This window comes from Methylobacterium sp. 001424705 (assembly GCF_059816145.1).
This window is the reverse complement of sequence record NZ_JCBANU010000026.1, coordinates 15364-34610: the sequence shown is the minus strand read 5'-3', so window position 1 is coordinate 34610 and position 19247 is coordinate 15364. Positions and strand designations below refer to the sequence as shown.

Here is a 19247-nt window from a genome sequence, read left to right as displayed (position 1 = left end):
GGCCTCGAAAGGACGTTTCGTTCCCCCCCGGGGGCGGACCGGCGGGACGGACGCGCAAGGGGACGGGACCGTATGTATCCCTGAGCCCGGTCCTTACCAGACCCGCCCCCCGCCGTAACCGGCGTTAACCTACCCCGCCGCGTTGATCCAGCGCAGCGGCCGGCGGACCTCGACCGGCGGCGGGTTCCCCCTCCCCATGCGGCTTCACCCCCGCGCGCGGTTCCGCGCCGGAGGCATGGCCCAGATGTCGACGCGCGGACGGGGACGCGGGACGCCGCGGAACCCTGTGTTGCGCTTGGAATGTTGCCGGTTCCCCGGCGTCCCTCGGCTCCGGCGTCGCCGCCGGGGCCGTTGGCGTCGCGGTGTCTCCGACGGGGCTCGCGCTGGCGCTAAGTTCGGCGGGTTCTGGGGAGACCCCGCACGCTTCGGAGCGAGCCTTCGTCGCACGCCGCCTCGTCATGGGCGGCGCCGCAGCGTCTTCCCGCTGGCCCAGCGACGGGTCGGACGGCGGGGGCATTTCCTCCCCCGGCGCGCCGCCCTGTGCCGAGCCGGCGGTCATAGCGAGCCGTCGCCCGGGGCGGCAGCGACCGAAGCCACCGACGCGGGCACCGCCCCGCCGCCCCCAGCCCGTCCGGTCGGTCTCCGGTCGGGCTCCCGATTCGTACGGGCGGCAGGTCGGGAGATAGGGGCACGAATTAGGAATATTGTCAAGACCTTTCGCGGTCCGGCCCCGCGTCGGGCCCGCCCGCCCGGTGAATCGATGCTTGGCAGATCGATGCTTGGCAGATCGACGTTTGGCGGATCGGCATTTGGGAAGCCCGTCGGGCGGGGCTGCGCGGCGGCCCGGGCCGGTTCCTCACCCGGTCAGGCAAGGCGCCCTGTGCTGCCCAGCAACAACATTGTTTAACCTCATCGATGAATGTCGAGATCGCGACTCCGTGAAGCGCATCGCGTCAAAGATTGAAGGTGTTCGAGTCCTCGACTTTAAGATGTTTCGGGTTTGCTTAATCAGACTCTCGTAGGACGGGTGCGGATGCGGGCTGCGCATCGTGGGGGGCCCTCCGTGCCGTTCTTCGACACCGATCTGCGCGCGCTGATGGCCGCCATCGACAGGTCCCGGGCCCGCATCGAGTTCACCCCCGACGGCACGGTGCTCACCGCCAACGACCTCTTCCTCGACCTGATGGGCTACACCCTCGCCGAGGTGACGGGAGAGCCCCACGGACGCTTCGTCTCCCCCGAAGAGCGGGCCAGCGAAGCCTATCGCGCGTTCTGGGACGCCCTGCGCCGCGGCGAGCCGCAGACGCGCGCGTTCAAGCGCTTCGCGAAGGATGGCCGGGCGGTCTGGATCCAGGCCACCTACAACCCGGTCCGCGATCGCGCCGGGCGCGTGACCCGGGTGGTCAAGCTCGCCACCGACGTCACCGCGGAGGTCCTGCGCAGCATCGACCACGACGGGCAGCTCGAGGCCCTGCAGCGCTCCCAGGCCGTCATCGCCTTCGCCCTCGACGGCACGATCCTGGAGGCCAACGCCAATTTCCTGGCCGCGGTGGGCTACACCCGCGACGAGGTCCAGGGGCGCCATCACGGCCTGTTCGTGGATCCGGACGAGCGCGCGGGGGCCGCGTACCGCGCGTTCTGGGCGGATCTCGGCCGCGGCGAGTTCCGCTCGGGCGAGTTCAAGCGCATCGCCAAGGGCGGCCGCGAGATCTGGATCCAGGCTACCTACAACCCGATCCGGGACCGGGACGGGGTGCCGGTCAAGGTGGTCAAGTTCGCCACCGACATCACCGCGCAGAAGCTGCAGGTCGCCGACGCGATGGCGCAGCTGGCGGCGGTCAACCGCTCGCAGGCGGTGATCGAGTTCGCCCCCGACGCGACGGTCCTCGACGCCAATGCCAACTTCCTGACGGCGCTCGGCTACGGGATCGAGGAGATCCGGGGCCGGCCGCACGCCCTGTTCGTCGAGCCCGGCTACGCGCAGACGGCCGAGTATGCCGCCTTCTGGGACCGCCTGCGCGCCGGCCGCTTCGCGTCGGGCATGTTCCAGCGCTTCGGCAAGGGCGGCCGGCCCGTCTGGATCCAGGCCAGCTACAACCCGATCTTCGATCCCGCCGGCCGCCTGACCAAGATCGTCAAGTACGCCACCGACGTCACCGCCAACATGGAGGCGCGCTCCGTCGCGGTCGAGACCGCCGAGCGCACCCTCGACAACGTCCAGGCGGTCACCGATGCGGCCGACGTCATGAACGCCTCCGCGCGGGAGATCTCCCGCAGCATGGCCCAGTCCAAGACCGTCGTGGACGACATCCACGGCCGGGCCGGGGAGGCGGATGCCGCCACCGAGCGGCTCCGCGGCGCGGCCCAGGCGATGAGCGGCGTCGCCACGATGATCACGGACATCGCCCAGCAGATCAATCTCCTGGCCCTCAACGCGACGATCGAGGCGGCCCGGGCCGGCGAGGCCGGGCGCGGCTTCGCGGTGGTGGCGACCGAGGTGAAGACCCTGGCCGGCCAGGCCGCCGCCGCCACGAACCGGATCAGCAGCGAGATCGCCGGCATGCAGGCGGTCTCCAGCGAGGTCGCCACCACCCTGGCGACGATCACGGCGGCGGTCGGCACGATCAGCCGGCATGTCGACGGCGTCACCGCCGCGATGGATGAGCAGGCGCAGGCCACGGGCGCGATCCTGGCCAGCATGCAGCAGGCGGCCGACGGGGTGTCGCGCATCAGCACGGGCCTGGACGACTGGACCATCGGGATGGAGGAGCGGCGCACCGAGCGACGGACGCGCGTCCTCCTGCGCGCCGCGATCCGCCTGCCCGGCGGCGCGCGCCTCGCCTGCACCATCCGCGACCTGACGCAGGGCGGGGCGCGGCTGCATCTGGGCCAGCCCGCCCAGGTGCCGGATCGGTTCGCGGTCGTCGTCGAGGCGGATGGACGCGAGTTCGACTGCGCCGTGCGGCATCGGTCCGGCGCCAGCCTGAACGTGCAGTTCCTGTCCTCGGCCGACGGACGATCGGCGGCGCACGCCCACGGTCGGTGACCGAATCTCCCCGGGACGGGACCCTGCCGGCGCGGATCGGGCGACGAAGTCCGCTCGATCCGCGCCCGCCGGCGCCTCAGTCCACGTGGACGGCCAGCTTCATCTTCGGGTGGACGCCGCACAGGACGAGGAAGTCGCCCCGGTGCGGGAACACCATCGTGGTGCGGCTGCCGGGGGCCTGGTCGCCGAAGTCGCGGCGGACGCCGTCCGCCTCGATATAGGCGTGGTGGACGGCCGTCGCCTCGTCGTTGGACAGCACGATGGACCCGCCGGCCTGCAGGGTGACGGCCTGGAAGCCGAATTGTCGGGCTTTCTGGATGACGATGCCGGCGACGTTCGAGGCATGGGCGTAGGCTTGGAGGCCCCCGAGACAACAGACCAGACCTGTTGCATACGCGAAAACGCGCCGCTTCATCAAAGATCCCATCATCCAGGCTCGCGCGATAGTCTGCTTTTATGTTCTGCGCCGAACAGTAGATCGTGAAAGTTTCAAAAGCATTGCACCCTTGATCTCGCCGAAAATTTGAACGGGTTTGGTTGATTCGGAGTGGACTATCGCGGTCGTTTTTTGGGTATCGGCGCGCACGTCTGCGGATCTACGGTCTGCCCCGATGATCGACGGCAGGAAAAGCACCTCTCGGCCGGCGCTCTTCTTGTGTTTTCAGCTCCGACGCTGACCGTCCGGGTCGGCCTCGACCGATCGACGGTCTTCCCACGACCCCGGCGCCGATGCCGGGGCCGGCGAACCCGACGCTCGGGAATCCGGGGGGCGGGAAGTCGGGGGCGCGGACGGGTCGCGCGCGCCGATCCCTAGTGGATCGGCGCGTCGTGCCTGTGGAAGGCCTTGAGGCGGCGATAGACCGGGGTGTCGTAGTTCGCGGGCGTCGCGTCCTCGCCGGTGAGCCAGCGGAACAGGTCGCGGTCGGGCACCTCGATCAGGGCCTCGAAGGTGGTGAGCTCCTCCTCCGTGAGGGTGCCGATCTCGGCATCGGCGAAGCGGCCCATGATCAGGTCCATCTCGCGGATGCCCCGGTGCCAGGCGCGGAAGAGGGTGCGGCGGCGGCGCGGATCGAGGTCGGCGCTGGTGCGGGTGGTGCCGGACATGCGGTCAGCCTGTGATGCGGGGATCCCGGGATGCCGTGATCCTTGGATCGGGGGATCCTTCGGATCGTGGCAGCCCCGGCCCGGCCCCGGTGCGTCATCCGTCGCGGGACCAAGCCTTCCAGGCGGTATATAGAGTCAGCGGCCCGCGCCGCCATCCCGCCCGGGCCGTCCGGTTCCGCCCGGGTCCTGCCCCCTCCTCCGGATTCCCATCCGCCCGTTTCCCGCCCCCGAGCCGCATGACCGAGCCTGCGTCCCGCCAGCCCCTGCTCCGCCCGAGCGTCCTCGATGCCCTCTTCGCGCCCGCGCGCGGCCTTCCCGGCATCGGGCCCAAGATGGCGCCGATGATCGAGCGGCTGCTCGGCACTCCCGAGCAGCCGGCCCGGATCGTCGACCTCCTGTTCCACCTGCCGCAGGGCGGCGTCGCCCGGCGCCTGATGGGCTCCATCGCCGAGGCGCCCCCCGGCGAGCCCGTGACCCTCGGCGTCACCGTGACGGGCTACCGGGCGCCCCAGCCCGGGGCGGGCCGGCGGCCGTTCCGGGTGCTGGTGGAGGATGCCACCGGGGACATCACCCTGGTGTTCTTCGGCATGCCCCAGGCCCGGGTCGAGAAGATGCTGCCCCTGGGGAGCCACCGCTACATCACGGGGCGCATCGACCTCTGGGACGGGCACCGCCAGATGGTCCATCCCGCCCGCATCGTCGACGAGGCGGGGCTCGCCGCCCTGCCCACCGTCGAGCCGATCTACGGCGCCACCGAGGGGCTGACCTCCCGGGCGATCTCGAAGCTGGCCCATGCCGCCCTGGAGCGCCTGCCGGTGCTGCCCGAGTGGCAGGACCCGGCCTGGATCGCCCGCGAGGGGCTGCCGGCCTTCGCCGACGCCCTGCGGGCCGAGCACCGGCCGGAGGTGGCCCCGCCCCCCGTGCCCGAGGGCGGCGGCGCGGCTCCCCGCTCCCCGGCCCGGCGGCGCCTGGCCTACGACGAGCTCCTGGCCTCGCAGCTGGCCCTCGCCCTGATGCGGGCCCGCAACCGCCGGGCGCCCGGCCGGGCCAATGCGGGGGACGGGCGTTTGAGCGGCCGGATCGAGGCCGCCCTGCCCTTCGGGCTGACGGGGGCGCAGAGCCGCGCCGTGGCCGAGATCCGCGCCGATCTCGCCTCCGACCGGCGCATGCTGCGCCTGCTCCAGGGCGATGTCGGCTCCGGCAAGACCGCGGTGGCGCTCCTTGCCATGGCCTCGGCCGTGGAGGCCGGGCGCCAGGCCGCCCTGATGGCCCCCACCGAGATCCTGGCGCGCCAGCACTTCGAGCGCCTCGCCCCCCTGGCCGCGCCCCTGCGCCTGCGCCTCCTCACCGGGCGCGACAAGGCCTCCGAGCGCCGGGCCACCCTGGCGGCCCTGGCGGCCGGCGCGGTCGACATCGTCGTCGGCACCCACGCGCTGTTCCAGGACAGCGTGGTCTTCGCCGATCTCGGCGTGGCCGTGGTGGACGAGCAGCACCGCTTCGGCGTGCACCAGCGCCTGGCTCTGGGCGCCAAGGGCGCGGCGGTCGACATCCTGGTGATGACGGCGACCCCCATCCCCCGGACCCTGGCGCTGACCTGCTTCGGCGACATGGACGTCTCGGTGCTCGACGAGAAGCCCGCCGGGCGCCAGCCCATCGCCACCCGCCTCGTCTCCACCGACCGCCTCGACGAGGTGGTGGCGGGCTTGGGGCGGGCGCTCGCCGCCGGCGACCGGGTCTACTGGATCTGCCCCCTGGTGGCGGAATCCGAGTTCGTCGACCTCGCCGCGGCGGAGGAGCGCTTCGGGGACCTGCGCCACAGCTTCGGCGACGCGGTCGGGCTGATCCACGGCAAGATGCCGGGGCCCGACAAGGACGCCGCCATGGAGCGCTTCCAGCGGGGCGAGACGAAGATCCTCGTCTCCACCACGGTGGTGGAGGTCGGCGTCGACGTGCCGGAAGCCAGCATCATGGTCATCGAGCATGCCGAGCGCTTCGGGCTGGCCCAGCTCCACCAGCTCCGCGGCCGGGTCGGGCGGGGCGCGCGCGCCTCCACCTGCCTGCTGCTCTATCGCGGGCCGCTGGGCCAGGTCTCGCGGGCGCGCCTCGAGATGATGCGCGAGACCGAGGACGGCTTTCGCATCGCGGAAGAAGACCTGCGCCTGCGCGGCGAGGGCGAGGTGCTGGGCACCCGCCAATCGGGGATGGCCGCCTTCCGCCTGGCCAGCCTGGAGACCGACGCCGAACTGCTCCAGGTGGCCCGCGACGACGCGCAGCTCGTGGTCCAGCGCGACCCCGGCCTGACGAGCGCGCGGGGCCAGGCGCTCCGGGTGCTGCTCTACCTGTTCGAGCGCGACGCGGCGATCCGCCTGCTCGGGGCGGGCTGACCGGACGATCGGGCGCTCGGTTCGCCGCGGCGAGCGGCCGGGACGGGGGATGTCTGCCCGTTCGCTTCCCAGCAACGTGTTGCGGAAGCGAACATCCGTCATCTGCCGGAGGCTTTTTCCAAGCAGAGGATTTGCTCCGGTACGAGAGTCTGGCCAACCGAGCGAAACGCCATCTTGCGCCTGTAGAGAGTGTGCCTCCCCTTCGATAGGTGATCGGCTAAAGCGGCTTCGCCGCCGCATCGCGGATCTGGGCGACGAGGAACGCCTCGGCGCGCTGCCACGACTCATCCGTATCGCCCCGGAAATTCAGGTCGCGGGTCATGATATCTCGGCCCGTCCGTGCATCAACCAGACGCGCCCAAAGCTGAAGGATCAGGGTGCTGCTTTTATGCACGACGCCGACGAAGATCAGCTGCGCACCGCGATCCCGTGCGGCTTGGAGCAGGCAAGTCGCTTGGCCCGTGGGGCAATCCTGGCGCAGGTGCTCGGCGGGAAGCACGGCCGCGCGGTACATGCCCGTGCCGGTAAGATCGACGGCGAGGCCGTCCGTCAGGCGTGCCAGACGCTCCGTGTGCTGAACGGACTGATCAGCGGGCTCGCCTGAGGTGTCGAGCAATTTGAGAGGCAGCACCGCGACCGAAACCGGGGTGGTTTCCGCCGCGCGGATCGGTGTTCCCGCCAGCGATGTCATGACGCCGCCGATCATACCGATCCGATACGCGTGCCGTATGACGCTGCGATCGATGAAAGCCGACATGGCCGTTCCCTCCCGGATACCTCTGGCCTGATCCACGCCGGCCAATTCCCTCCGGTCTAGGCGACACCCAACCCCCAATCTTGCCATCCTGCGCCAAAGCGCGGACCTTGCGGCCGGGAGGCCATCCATGTCGGCATACGGACTGACCAGGGCGCGCACGATGGGGCCGATCGCCGAGGCGGTCGCCGCAGCCGGCGGTTCCGTCGGCCGCGCCTTCGGTCGCGCCGGAATGCCCCTGACGCTCTTGGATACTCCGGATCGGCTGATCCTCCTCCGGGATCAGCTCACGCTCGTCGAGGCAGCCATCCGCGAGATCGGCGATCCCGCCTTGCCGGCTCGGCTCTCGACCCGCATCGGTATCGCAGGCCTGGGTCCCATCGGCATCCAGGTGCAGTCCGCTGACACCCTCGGCGACGCCCTTGGGCGGGTGGAGGTCGTCACACCGCTGCTCTTGCAGACCGCGACCCGGACCGGCGTCTGCTGCCGGGGTGCGGAGGCCTTCTACGGCTACGAAGTCGCCGAGCGGATCGCGTGCGGGCGTCAGGCCAACGAGATCCTGGCGCTCGGCTATCTGCTGGGTACGGTGCGCCATTTTCTCGGCAAGGCCTGGCGGCCTACGCGCGCCGTGGTGACAGGGGCGTGGCTCCCGGCCCGCGGCGAGATCGAGGTCCTGTTCGGATGCGAGGTCGCGCTAGGCCCACGCGCTGGGCTCGCCTTCCCAGCCAATCTTCTGGAGACCGTCAATCCCTGCCGCTTCCGTCCTGTTCGCGACGGGGCCATGCAGGACGCGCCGATCACCGATCGGCTCGCAGATTGCGTCGCACACGTGATCGCCCTCGAACTCGACGAGGGGGGCTCTTCCATCGATCGCGTGGCCCGACGCCTCGGCCTCTCGCGCCGGACCCTCCAGCGCCGCCTGGAGGAGGTTGGTACGTGCTACGCCGACATTCATCGCCGCATCATGCTTCTCCGCGCGGGCGAGCGGCTGGTTGAGACGACGCTGAGCATCGGGCGCATCGCCGCAGAGCTCGGCTACGACGATGCAGCTCACTTCACGCGTGCGTTCCTGGGCTGGACGGGCTCAACGCCCAGCCAATGGCGGCGGCACCACGGTCTGCGCTCCTGATTGAGCACGAAGCTGCGGGAACGCGCATACGGCGAATATCCGCCGTTGAAACCCTTTCAAATCCGCTTCCAGGGCCTCGGTCGGTTGCAGACGGCACCAAGCCTCCGGGTTCGACGACGAGACGCCGGGGGCGCCCGGATCAGGCGTCGACCTTCGGGGGCTCGCCGTGGGCGGCCCGCAGGCTCGCCGCCAGGGCCTGGAATTTCGCAGGGTGGTCGTCGGGCTGGATCACGCCGGCCGACATCACCAGCTTGGCCGCGTCGTCCACGCTCATGGCGATCTCCACGATGTCGGTCCGCGGCAGGTAGAAGAAGAACCCGGTGGTGGGGTTGGGGGCGCAGGGCAGGAACACGCCGACATGGTCGCCCCCCGGCGCCAGGGCGTTCTGCACGTCCGGGGCGGCCGGCGCGGACAGGAACACCACCGACCAGGTGCCCTTCACGGGGAATTCCACGAGGCCGACGGTGCGGAACGAGGTGCCGTTGGCGGAGAACAGCGTCTCGAAGATCTGGCGCAGGCCCTTGTAGAGCCCGGAGATCACCGGCGTGCGGGCGAGCAGCACCTCGCCGAACTCGACCACGCTGCGCCCCACCAGGTTGGCGGTGAGGAAGCCCAGCAGGGTCACCGCCACGAAGGCGATGAGGAGGCCGAGGCCCGGGATCGAGAACGGCAGGTAATGGTCGGGCAGGTAGCTCGCCGGCACCAGGGGCTTCACCCAGCCGTCGATGAGGCTGATGAACCACCAGGTCAGGTAGATCGTGATGGCGAGCGGCCCCGACACGATGATGCCCGTGAGGAAATAGGTCCGCAGGCGGCCCCGCCCCCCGGGCGCCTATGGAAGAGCGCATGACCGAGAAGCTGACGATTCGCGCCCTGTGCGACCTGGGCCTCATTCCCGCGACCGAGGTGACGGCGGCCGTGAACGCCTACATGGCCGACCCGATGGCGCCGCCCTTCGTCTTCGGGGCGGGCTACCGGCTGAACCTCGGCAAGGCCATCCGCCGCCATCCCGGCGCCAACGACTTCGTCCTGCGCAGCGGCGCCGGCCCGCAGCTGAAGCGCCCCTTCGTCGAGGCCGCGATCTGGGAGGCCCGGCCCGACCGGGGCTGAGCCGAGCCGCACGCGTTCTCGGCCGCGAACGTTCTCAGCCGCCCAGGATGGTGGCGAGGACCTGCCGGGCGCGCGCCCGGTCGGCGCGGGCCGGGGCGGCCTCCGCTCCGCCGCCCCTGGCGGGGATTGGCCCCTGGCGGGGATTGGCCCCTGGCGGGGATTGGCCCCTGGCGGGGATTGGCCCCCGGCGGGGATCAGGCCCCGCCGATCAGCCGGGCGTACTCGGCCTCGGCGGTGCCGTAGCTTCCGTCGGCCAGGGCCCGCAGCGCCGGGCGGTCGAGGATGGTGATGCGCCCGCGCCGCGCCCGGATCAGGTTCTGGCCCTCGAGGTTCTGCACCGCGAGGGTCGTCCCGGAGCGTCGCACCCCCAGCATCAGGGCCAGGAACGCGTGCGTGATGGCGATGTCGTCGCCGTCGATCCGGTCGTGGCACATCAGCAGGCAGGCGGCCAGGCGCACCTCCAGGGTGAAGGTGGCGTTGGCGAAGGCGGTCTTGCCCAGGTGGACGATCTGCACCTGGACGAAGCGCAGCAGCAGATGGCGCAGGGACGGGCTCTGCCCGACGGCCGCCAGGAGCGCCGGGGCGTCGATGGCGAGCAGGCGGCCGGCGCTCTGCACGAAGGCGTGGTGGGGCGTCCGATCGCTGTCGAGCAGGATCGGCGTGGCGCCCACGAGGCCCTCCCGGCCCACGAGGCCGATCTCGACCCGGCCGGCCGAGGCCTCGGTGACGATCGAGACGAATCCGCTCTCGGGAAAGTACAGCCGCTCGACCGGCTGGTTGGGTCGGATCAGCAGCTGGCGGAGCGCGCCCGCCATCGGCTCCAGGTGCGGCGCGAGCCGCGCGAAATCCTCCGGCCCCATCGCCCGCAGGAGCCGGTTCCGCACCGTGGCCTGCCGGACCGGATCGGGTGGCGAAGACCTCGGCTGTGACGGATCCGGCATGGCGCTCCTCCCAGGACGGCAAGAGCGCGCGGTCTCCCGACCGCCCGCGGCGGGATGCGACCGACGGTTCTGAGATGGAGTTGTGGGCGCGCGTTTCAAGTATCCGTGCGGGTCTGCATGGTCTCTCGGCAGACGTCGGACATCCTGTTTCGGTGCGTGGACCGACGTTCGGGATCTTCCCCGGAGATCCTCGGGGACAAACCGCTCCCGGCCCGCGCCGCCGGAGCGCGGCCCGTCCGGGGTCCCCGGATCGACGCCCCCTCCGCCGGCTGTGCGCTTTGGGTCGCGGCGCGGGTTTTTTCGCAGAGGGCGGGATTAAGGGTGGTGTCCGCGCGGTCTGCTCATCTCAGTTCCAATCTGGAATAAGTAAAAAACATATCTCTTGCAGATGAATTGGGAATCCTGCCAAGACGTTTTGGTGCTTCCGAAAGTAAGTCAATTCACGTCTGCGGTAGCGCCTTCGTACTCACCCTGGAATGGTCTTTGGCTGTGAACTGCTTTGCGTCGCATGAGCGTGCCCGTCCCGTCGCCAGAGCAGCCCATCGCTGTCTCTTGGTCACGCTGCTGTCCGGCGTTGCTGCGGTCGGGTTCGCGCTCCGGGATGCGCAGGCGCAGAACGCCACCGACGCGGTGACCCTCGACACCCTCTCGGTGGAGGGCGCCGGCGCGGGCCGGAACGCCTCGGGCAGCCAGCCCGGCGGCGCGGTCGGCCCGGTGCCCGGCTACGTCGCCACCCAGAGTCGGGTGGCCACCAAGACCGACACCCCGATCCTGGAGACGGCGCAGTCGATCTCGGTGATCGGCCGCCAGCAGATCGAGGACCAGAACGCGCTCACCATCAACCAGGCCCTGCGCTATTCGCCGAGCGTGACCACCGAGCAGCGGGGCGGCGCCGGCGCCACCCGCCTGGAGCAGTTCTACATCCGCGGCTTCACCGCGCCGCTCTTCCTCGACGGCCTCGCCCTGCCGGGCAGCCGCGACGCCTCGGCGAGCATCGACCCGTTCCGGGTGGAGCGCATCGACGTCATCAAGGGCCCGGCCTCGGTGCTCTACGGGCAGTCGGGCCCCGGCGGCATCGTCAACTTCGTGTCCAAGATGCCGCGCTTCGTCCAGCACGGCGAGATCTTCGTCCAGGGCGGCGGCTTCAGCGAGGTCCGCGGCGGCTTCGACATCGGCGGCCCGATCCCGTCCGCGGCGGGGCCGCTGGCCGACCAGTTCGCCTACCGGGTGATCGGCCTCGGCTGGAAGGGCGACGGCCCGGCGGTGACGACGGAGGTCGAGCGCGTGCTCATCAACCCGAGCGTCACCTGGCGGCCCTCCGCCGACACCTCGCTCACCCTCATCGGCAACTACCAGCGCGATCCGTTCTCGGGCTTCTACGGCGGCTTCCCCGCCGTGGGCACGGTGTTCCCGCGCAACTTCGGCGGCGGCGTCACCGGCCGCCTGCCGGTGGACTTCTACGACGGCGACCGCAACTTCGAGCGCTCGGACCGGACCCAGGCCTCGATCAGCTACATCTTCGACCACGACATCAACGAGGCGCTGCACGTCCACTCGGCGGCGCGCTACCTGCGCACCGAGGGCGATTACCGCAGCGTCTACAGTGCCTTCAGCGAGAATACCGGCCCCTTCAGCAGCGGGCCGCTCATCGACCGCTCGCGCATCGCCACCCGGGTCGGAATCGATGCCTACACCATCGACAACAACCTCGTGGGCAAGTTCGACACCGGCCTCTTCGCGCACACCGCCCTCGTCGGCGTGGACTACCGGAGGTTCGAGACCCGCACCCTGTCGACGGCCTTCCCGGCGGCCCCCAGCCTGAACGTGCTGGCGCCCGACTACGCCATGACCATCCCGACGCCGCCCTTCACCACGGATGCGCGGATCACGTCGGAGCAGACCGGCCTCTACGTCCAGGACCAGATCAAGTTCGACCGCCTCGTCCTCACCCTGGGCGGCCGCTACGACTGGGCCAGCAATTTCGGCCCGACCCGGAGCCTCACGACCAACGTCGTGACCAACCAGGACGTGCCCTCCGAGGCCTTCACCGGCCGGGCGAGCCTGCTCTACCGCTTCGACAACGGCGTCGCGCCCTACGTCTCCTACAGCGAGGCCTTCGAGCCCATCACCGCCGGGCGGATCTTCGACGCGAATTTCGGCTCGGTCGGCCGCATCCCCGATCCGATCACCAGCGACCAGTTCGAGGCCGGCATCAAATACCAGCCGCCCGGCACCGACATCCTGCTCACCGCCGCCGCCTTCGACATCCGCCGCTCGAACGCGACCAACGCCGATCCGGTCAACCGGAACTTCGTGGTGCAGACCGGGGCCGTGGGGGTGCAGGGCCTGGAGTTCGAGGCGCGGGCCAACCTGGCCGAGGGGCTGAACGTCATCGGCGGCGTCTCGGTCATCGACGCCCGCACCGTCTCCGACATCACCACGACCCTCAACCAGGTCACCAACCAGCAGGTGCCGCTCCGGGGCCGGGTCCCGGTCCAGATCCCGGACACCACCGCCTCGCTGTTCGTCGACTACCGCTTCACCAGCGGCCCCCTGCTCGGGCTCGGCCTCGGCGGCGGCGTGCGCTATCTCGGCTCCTCCTGGGGCGACCCGGCCAATTCCTTCAAGGTGCCGGAAAGCGTCCTCGTGGATGCCGTGCTCACCTACGACCTGAAGAACCTCGACGCGACGCTCAACGGCTTCACGATGCAGGTCAACGCCCAGAACCTCCTCGACGAGCGCTATGTCACGGGCTGCTTCAGCTACTCGAGCTGCTTCTACGGCCTGCCCCGCACCGTCTACGCCACCCTGCGCTACCGCTGGTAACGCGTACCCTCGCCAGGCCCGCCCCCCCGGAGGATGCATGGGAACGAGCTTCCGCCAGGCGATGGCCTGGCTCCACACCTGGTCCGGCCTCGTCGTGGGCTGGGTCCTGCTGGCGGTCTTCGTCACCGGCACGGCGAGCTACTACCGGACGGACATCTCGCGCTGGATGCGGCCCGAGCTCCGCCAGGTCGAATCGCTCAGCCCCGACGCCCAGGTGCGGGCGGCCGAGTTCGGCGTCGCCCACCTCACCGCCCATGCGGGCGGGGCGCGGAGCTGGTTCATCGGCCTGCCGACCCCCGACAGCCCGGTCGTCGACCTGTTCTGGCGGACGAGGCCGGGCACCCCGCCGGGGCAGGCCCGCCTCGACCCGGCGACGGGGGCGCCGGCGGTGATCCGCGACACGAAGGGCGGCGACTTCCTCTACCGCTTCCACTTCGAGCTGCACATGCCGCCCCTCTGGGGCCGCTGGATCGTCGGCCTCTGCGCCATGATCATGCTCGTCGCGCTGATCTCCGGCGTGATCACGCACCGGCGCATCTTCGCGGACTTCTTCACGCTGCGGCGGGACAAGTCGGCCCAGCGCGGCTGGCTCGACGCCCACAACGTCACCGGCGTCCTCGCCCTGCCCTTCCACCTGATGATCACCTACACGGGCATCGTCACCTTGAGCGTGATGTACATGCCCTGGGGCATCACCACGGCCTACAGGGGCGAGGCCCAGACTTTCTTCGCCGAGAGCGGCCAGATCCCGGCGCCGCGCCCCCCCGCCGGGCAGCCCGGCACCCTGGCGCCCATCGGCCCGATGGTGCGCGCGGCCATGGCGACGGTGCCCGAGCCCCTGGAGCGGCTGGCGATCACCAATCCGCGGGACGCGAACGCCGTGGTGACGGCGGTGTTCGAGGAGCCGCACGGGCTCTCGCACGAGCACCCGCAGGTCGCCTTCGACGGGGTGACCGGCGCGGTGCGCGAGGTCCGGCAGGGCGGCCTCAAGCCGGCGACCCGGACCTTCACCACCCTGGTCGGCCTGCACGAGGCGCATTTCGCCGGGCCGGCCCTGCGCATCCTGTTCTTCGTCTGCGGCCTGATGGGCTCCGCCATGGTGGCCACCGGCCTCGTGCTGTGGGCGGTGGCGCGCCTGCCCAAGGCCGGCGAACGGGGCTTGCCTGGCCTGCGCCTGGTCCAGGCCCTCAACATCGGCGCCGTCGCCGGGCTGCCGGCGGGAATCGCGGCCTACTTCCTCGCCAACCGCCTGCTGCCTCTCGGCCTGCCGGGGCGGAGCGACGGGGAGATCGCCGCCTTCTTCGCCACCTGGGGCCTCGTCACCCTGGCGGCCCTCGCCGGGCCGGGGCGCCGGGCCTGGGGCGCGGCGCTGACCGCGACCGCCGGCCTCTATCTCGCGGTGGTGGCCGCCGACCTCGCCCTGGTCGATCACGGCTGGGCCGGGCTCCTCGCCGGGCAGGCGCGCTTCGTTTGGTTCGACGCGACGCTGCTGGCCCTGGCGGGCCTGTTCGCCGGCGCGGCGCGCAAGCTCGCCCGCTACGCCGGGCCGCGGCAGGCGGCCCGGGCGGCCGCCGCGTCCGGCGCGGCAGGATCGACCCCCGCCGCGTCCGCCTCCCCGCCGCACCGCGCGCATCTCGGCGGCCTCGCCCCGACGGGCCCGTCGGCCCGCTGAGGTCCGGCGGCGGCAACCGGATCGACGCGGGGCAACCAAACGGGCCGGTGCCCGTTTCCAGGGTCCTTCAACGAACCCGAAACGGGACGACCCGCCATGATGTACCGCCTCGCCGCCGCCGCCGGATTCCTCGCCCTGAGCTCCGGCCTCGTGCTGGCCCAGACCCCCGCCGCCAAGATGGACGCCAACACGGACAAGGACCTGAAGGAGTACCAGCGCGCCGCCGTCAGCAAGGTCACCCTCGCCCAGGCGCTGACCACCGCCGAGCAGCAGGGCGAGAAGGGCCGCGCCATCGACGCCGACTTCGAGAAGGCCGACGGCAAGAACCCGAACCACTACAGCATCAAGGTCGTCTACCCCGACGGCAAGCTGGTGGAGTACGGCATCAACGCCGATGACGGCGCCCTGTACAAGACCGAGAACCAGCCGATCGAGCGCTACTTCACCCGCCTGAAGCCGGCCGACTTCCAGAAGGCCACCACCTCGCTCAAGGACGCCCTGAAGATCGCCGAGCAGAAGGCCGGCGGCGGCAAGGCCTACGAGGCCGAGGTCGAGCGCGAGGGCGCCTCGGTGCAGTACGACATCAAGGTGGCGCTCCCCGACCGCGAGCAGAAGGTCAAGGTCGGCCCCGACGGCAAGGTCGTCGACTGATCTGAAGCGGGCGGCCGGCCCCAGGGCCGGCCTCCCCGACCGGGGCCGTCAGCGGTAGTCGGTCGGCGTGAGCCCGTGGCGGGCGATCTTGTCGTAGAGGGTCTTGCGCGGCGTTCCCAGGGATTCCGCCGCCAGCCGGACGTCGCCCCCGGCCATGATCAGCTCCTCGCGGATCAGGCCGCGCTCGAAGCGGTCGACCTGATCCGCGAGGGTGCCGGCGGTGACGGCCTCCGGGGCCGAGCGCTCCAGGTCGGCGAGCCCCAGGGCGTAGCGCTCGGCGAAGTGCCCGAGTTCGCGCACGTTGCCGGGCCAGTCGTGCCGGCGCAGGTGGTCGAGCACCGGTCCGGTGATCGCCGGGACCGCGCGGCCGAAGCGGGCGGCCGCCCGCCGCAGAAACTCTTGGAAGAGCAGGATCACGTCCTCGCGCCGGTCCCGCAGGGGCGGGATCGCGATCGTGATCACGTTGAGCCGGTGGTAGAGGTCGTCCCGGAAGGTGCCCTGGGCCGCGGCCTGGCCGAGATCGACCTTGGTGGCGGCCACCACCCGCATGTCGACGGCCAGGGACTCGTTGCCGCCGAGCGGCTCGACCCGGCGCTCCTGCAGCACGCGCAGCATCTTCACCTGCAGGTTGAGCGGCATGCTCTCGATCTCGTCGAGGAAGAGCGTGCCCCCCTGGGCGTGCTCGATCCGGCCGACCCGGCGCTTCAGGGCGCCCGTGAAGGCCCCGGCCTCGTGGCCGAACAATTCGCTCTCGGCGACGCTGTCGGGCAGCGCCCCGCAATTCATCGCCACGAAGTTGCGCTTGGCCCGCCGGCCCCAGCGGTGCAGGGCGCTCGCCACCACCTCCTTGCCGGCGCCGGTCTCGCCGAACACGAGGACGTCGACGTCGGCCTGGGCCACCTCGCGCACGAGCTGGCGCAGGCGCACGATGCCGGGCGAGACCCCGAGGAAGGCCGGATCCTCCTCCAGGGCGGCGTCGAGGCGCGCCCGCAGCTGGCGGTTCTCCAGGACCAGGCGGCGGCGCTCCAGGGCGCGCCGGGCCGAGGCCAGCAGCGCCTCGGCCGGGTAGGGCTTGGCCAGGAAGTCGTAGGCGCCGTCGCGCATCGCCCCCACCGCCATGCGGATGTCGCCGTGGCCGGTGATCAGGATGACGGGCAGCTCCGGGTCGAGGGCGCGCAGGCGGGCGAACAGCGCCACCCCGTCGAGGTCGGGCAGGCGCACGTCGGTGATGACGAGGCCGGGGGGATCGGCCAGGATCGCGGTCAGGGCCGGCCCGGCGGCCCCGAAGGTCTCCACCGTGAACCCGTCGAGCTCCAGGCTCTGGCGGTTGGCCCGGCAGACCTCCGCCTCGTCGTCGATGAAGACGACCCGCTCCGCCGAGGCCGCCCCCGCCATGGTCTCGCTCACGTCGTCGCCTCCGCCGGTCCGGCCACCCCGGTCCCCCCCTGTGCCGCGGCCTTCACCAGGGCCATGCGGAAGATCGTGCCGCCCGCCGGATCGCCCTGGACGGCGAGGCTGCCGCCGCAATCCTCGACGATTCCGCGGGCGATGGCGAGCCCGAGCCCGAGCCCGTCCGACTTGGTGGTGAAGAAGGCGTCGAAGATCTGCGCCCGCACCGCCTCGGGGATGCCGGGCCCGTTGTCGCGGACCGCGACCACCACGCGGTCCGGCGCCTCCTCGGCGACCTGCACGCCGACGCGCGGGTCGGTCCGGCCCTGGACGGCATCGAGGGCGTTCTGGAGCAGGTTCACCACGACCTGTTCGAGGCGCGGCCCGTCGCCGAGCACCTGCAGGCCGGGGCGCGCGCCCTCCACCACCAGGGGGATGCGGGCGGCCGAGGCGCGGGCCTCCACCAGCTCCAGGCTGTTGTGCAGGATCTCGGACAGGGCCACGGGCTCCCGCCTGGCGGAGGAGCGCCGGGCGAAGCCCTTGAGCTGGCGGGTGAGGCCGCCGATGCGGTCGGTGAGGCGCCCGATGGCGAAGGCATTCTCGGCCGCCTCCTCCGTCCGGCCGCGCCGGACCAGGATGGCGGCGTTGTCGGCGTAGGAGCGGATGGCGGCCAGCGGCTGGTTGATCTCGTGGGCCATGCTGGCGGCGAACTGCCCGAGGGCGGCCAGGCGCCCCGCCTGGGCGAGCTCGCGCCCCAGGCGCTCGCGCTCGGCCTCCGCCCGCTGCCGCTCCTCGATCTCGAGGCGCAGCATCCGGTTGGCGTCGGTGAGCTCCAGGGTCCGCTCCCGGACGCGGGTCTCGAGGGCGTCCCGCTGGGCCGAGGCGCGGGCGAGGCGCGCGCGGTTGCGCCGGCCCCGGCCCGCCAGCGCGGTGAGGCCGAGGCAGGCGAGGCCCGTGACCAGGGCGGCGATGATCCAGGCCTGGACCCGCTCGCGCTCCACGGTGCGGCCCAGGGGCGTCAGGGCGGTGAGCCGCCAGGCGGTCCCGGGGATCGGGGCGTCCAGCCGCAGGGCGGCCCAGGCCGGGCGCGCGCCCTGGCCGACGCGCACGAGATCCTCCGTGCCGGCGACGGGATAGAGCGGCATGTCGTCGAGGGGCGCGTCGCCGAATTCCAGGGCCTCGCGGATGCGCCGCCGCTCGGCCTCGTCGATCCGGCGCAGGGTGGTGAAGCGCCAGGCCGGCTCGCTCGCCACGAGGACGATGCCGCGCGCATCCGCGACGAACACCCCGTCCCCCGCCGCGCGCCAGGCCGCCTCGACGCCGTTGAACTCGATCTTGACCACCACGACGCCGCCGGCGGCGCCGATCCGCCGGGACAGGTAGAGGCCGGCGCGGCCGCTCACGGTGCCGAGGGCGAACTGCGAGCCGGACCCCTCCTGCATCGCCTGCCGGAAATAGGGCCGGAAGGCGTAGTCCCGGCCGAGGAAGCTGCCCCGGCTCCCCGCATTGCTGGCCGCGGCCGTGACGCCGTCCGGCCGGATGACGTAGATCACCGCCGAGTCCGTCGCGGCGGCGACCTCTGCGAGGCGCCGGTTCACGCGCTCGATCAGGTCCGCCGGGGGCGCGGCCTGCGCGGCGGCGGCGATCTCCGGATCCGCCGCCAGGGCCAGGGGCAGGGAGGTCTGCTTCTGCATCTCGGCCGCCAGGACGCCGACCTGCAGCCCCAGCGTCGCCGCGGCCGTGCGGCGCAAATCGGCCAGGGCCCAGCGCTCGGCGATCCCCCCGGCGAGCCAGGCCGCGAGCAGGATCGCGGCGACGCTCGCCAGCAGGACGAGGCTGCGCCGGCTCGGCCCCTGCGACGCGGGGGCCCGGGGCGCGCCGCGCCCCTCCTCCGGCCGGGATCGGGCCGGCTGGGCGCGGGGCCTCATGCCGGTCGGACCCCTGCGATTTCCCGGAAAGGATTTCGCCGCCGCGTCCGGGTTTTCGCAAAGCGATCCTGCGCGCGCCGCGGACTCATCGTGAAAACGATCCCGATTTCAGGGGCTTAACGAAACGTTTCGCCGGCACTCGCTCTGGCATGCCGGTTGCCATTCCGGAGGGGTAATGCAGCCCTGCGTCGACCGCAGGACTGTCCGCCGCAGGGCTGCCGCCCCCGCCGCCGCACCCCTCCGGGGCGCGGCCGGGGGAGGCCGGACCCCTCGGCGCAAGAGCAAGAGAGCGCGGACGCGGGACGCCGTCCCC

General features: G+C 71.8%; 14 protein-coding genes. 7 read left to right on the top strand and 7 right to left on the bottom strand.

The window, feature by feature from the left end:
• Positions 1–1096 precede the first annotated feature (1096 nt).
• Complete coding sequence (locus AC6EUL_RS18400) at positions 1097–3046, top strand: methyl-accepting chemotaxis protein (RefSeq protein WP_056222210.1); 1950 nt, start codon at positions 1097–1099, stop codon at positions 3044–3046.
• 76 nt (positions 3047–3122) lie between these two features.
• Here the strand turns inward: AC6EUL_RS18400 and AC6EUL_RS18395 are convergent, their stop codons facing one another.
• Both AC6EUL_RS18395 and AC6EUL_RS18390 read right to left on the bottom strand, forming a co-directional pair.
• Positions 3123–3461: a cupredoxin domain-containing protein gene (locus tag AC6EUL_RS18395; RefSeq protein WP_499871818.1), complete on the bottom strand. Its 339-nt coding sequence runs from the start codon at positions 3459–3461 to the stop codon at positions 3123–3125.
• A gap of 395 nt (positions 3462–3856) precedes the next feature.
• Positions 3857–4150, bottom strand: a complete 294-nt coding sequence (locus AC6EUL_RS18390) for an FAD assembly factor SdhE (protein ID WP_056221932.1) — start codon at positions 4148–4150, stop codon at positions 3857–3859.
• Between the two features lie 236 nt (positions 4151–4386).
• Here AC6EUL_RS18390 and recG point away from each other — a divergent pair, with 236 nt between their 5' ends.
• Complete coding sequence (gene recG, locus AC6EUL_RS18385; protein WP_499871815.1) at positions 4387–6534, top strand: ATP-dependent DNA helicase RecG; 2148 nt, start codon at positions 4387–4389, stop codon at positions 6532–6534.
• Positions 6535–6751: 217 nt separating this feature from the next.
• Here recG and AC6EUL_RS18380 read toward each other — a convergent pair whose 3' ends face one another.
• Positions 6752–7291, bottom strand: coding sequence for a DUF2380 domain-containing protein (locus tag AC6EUL_RS18380; protein ID WP_244480224.1), 540 nt, complete (start codon positions 7289–7291; stop codon positions 6752–6754).
• Positions 7292–7418: 127 nt separating this feature from the next.
• On the opposite strand from AC6EUL_RS18380, the gene AC6EUL_RS18375 reads away from it, so the two are divergent.
• Positions 7419–8417 (top strand): AraC family transcriptional regulator, encoded by a 999-nt coding sequence (locus AC6EUL_RS18375; protein ID WP_499871810.1) that lies wholly within the window; start codon positions 7419–7421, stop codon positions 8415–8417.
• 139 nt (positions 8418–8556) lie between these two features.
• Here AC6EUL_RS18375 and AC6EUL_RS18370 read toward each other — a convergent pair whose 3' ends face one another.
• On the bottom strand, positions 8557–9228 hold the full coding sequence (locus AC6EUL_RS18370) for a DUF502 domain-containing protein (RefSeq protein WP_499871866.1): 672 nt from the start codon (positions 9226–9228) through the stop codon (positions 8557–8559).
• A 35-nt stretch (positions 9229–9263) separates the two neighbouring features.
• On the opposite strand from AC6EUL_RS18370, the gene AC6EUL_RS18365 reads away from it, so the two are divergent.
• Complete coding sequence (locus tag AC6EUL_RS18365) at positions 9264–9527, top strand: hypothetical protein (RefSeq protein ID WP_056221917.1); 264 nt, start codon at positions 9264–9266, stop codon at positions 9525–9527.
• Between the two features lie 194 nt (positions 9528–9721).
• Here the strand turns inward: AC6EUL_RS18365 and AC6EUL_RS18360 are convergent, their stop codons facing one another.
• Complete coding sequence (locus AC6EUL_RS18360; RefSeq protein WP_056221913.1) at positions 9722–10468, bottom strand: Crp/Fnr family transcriptional regulator; 747 nt, start codon at positions 10466–10468, stop codon at positions 9722–9724.
• A gap of 561 nt (positions 10469–11029) precedes the next feature.
• Between AC6EUL_RS18360 and AC6EUL_RS18355 the strand changes: the two genes are divergently transcribed.
• The 3 genes from AC6EUL_RS18355 (at position 11030) to AC6EUL_RS18345 (ending at position 15617) form a co-directional block, all read left to right on the top strand.
• Positions 11030–13294, top strand: a complete 2265-nt coding sequence (locus AC6EUL_RS18355) for a TonB-dependent siderophore receptor (RefSeq protein ID WP_244472581.1) — start codon at positions 11030–11032, stop codon at positions 13292–13294.
• 37 nt (positions 13295–13331) lie between these two features.
• Positions 13332–14966 carry a PepSY-associated TM helix domain-containing protein gene (locus AC6EUL_RS18350; protein WP_056493522.1) on the top strand — a complete coding sequence of 545 codons (1635 nt, stop codon included), beginning with the start codon at positions 13332–13334 and terminating at the stop codon, positions 14964–14966.
• 96 nt (positions 14967–15062) lie between these two features.
• Positions 15063–15617 carry a PepSY domain-containing protein gene (locus tag AC6EUL_RS18345; RefSeq protein ID WP_056221905.1) on the top strand — a complete coding sequence of 185 codons (555 nt, stop codon included), beginning with the start codon at positions 15063–15065 and terminating at the stop codon, positions 15615–15617.
• Between the two features lie 48 nt (positions 15618–15665).
• Here AC6EUL_RS18345 and AC6EUL_RS18340 read toward each other — a convergent pair whose 3' ends face one another.
• Together AC6EUL_RS18340 and AC6EUL_RS18335 are read right to left on the bottom strand one after the other, a co-directional pair.
• Positions 15666–17012 carry a sigma-54-dependent transcriptional regulator gene (locus AC6EUL_RS18340; protein ID WP_056275093.1) on the bottom strand — a complete coding sequence of 449 codons (1347 nt, stop codon included), beginning with the start codon at positions 17010–17012 and terminating at the stop codon, positions 15666–15668.
• A gap of 8 nt (positions 17013–17020) precedes the next feature.
• A complete protein-coding gene (locus AC6EUL_RS18335) occupies positions 17021–18934 on the bottom strand; it encodes a sensor histidine kinase (RefSeq protein WP_499871806.1) in 1914 nt (637 codons plus the stop codon).
• Between the last annotated feature and the right edge of the window lie 313 nt (positions 18935–19247).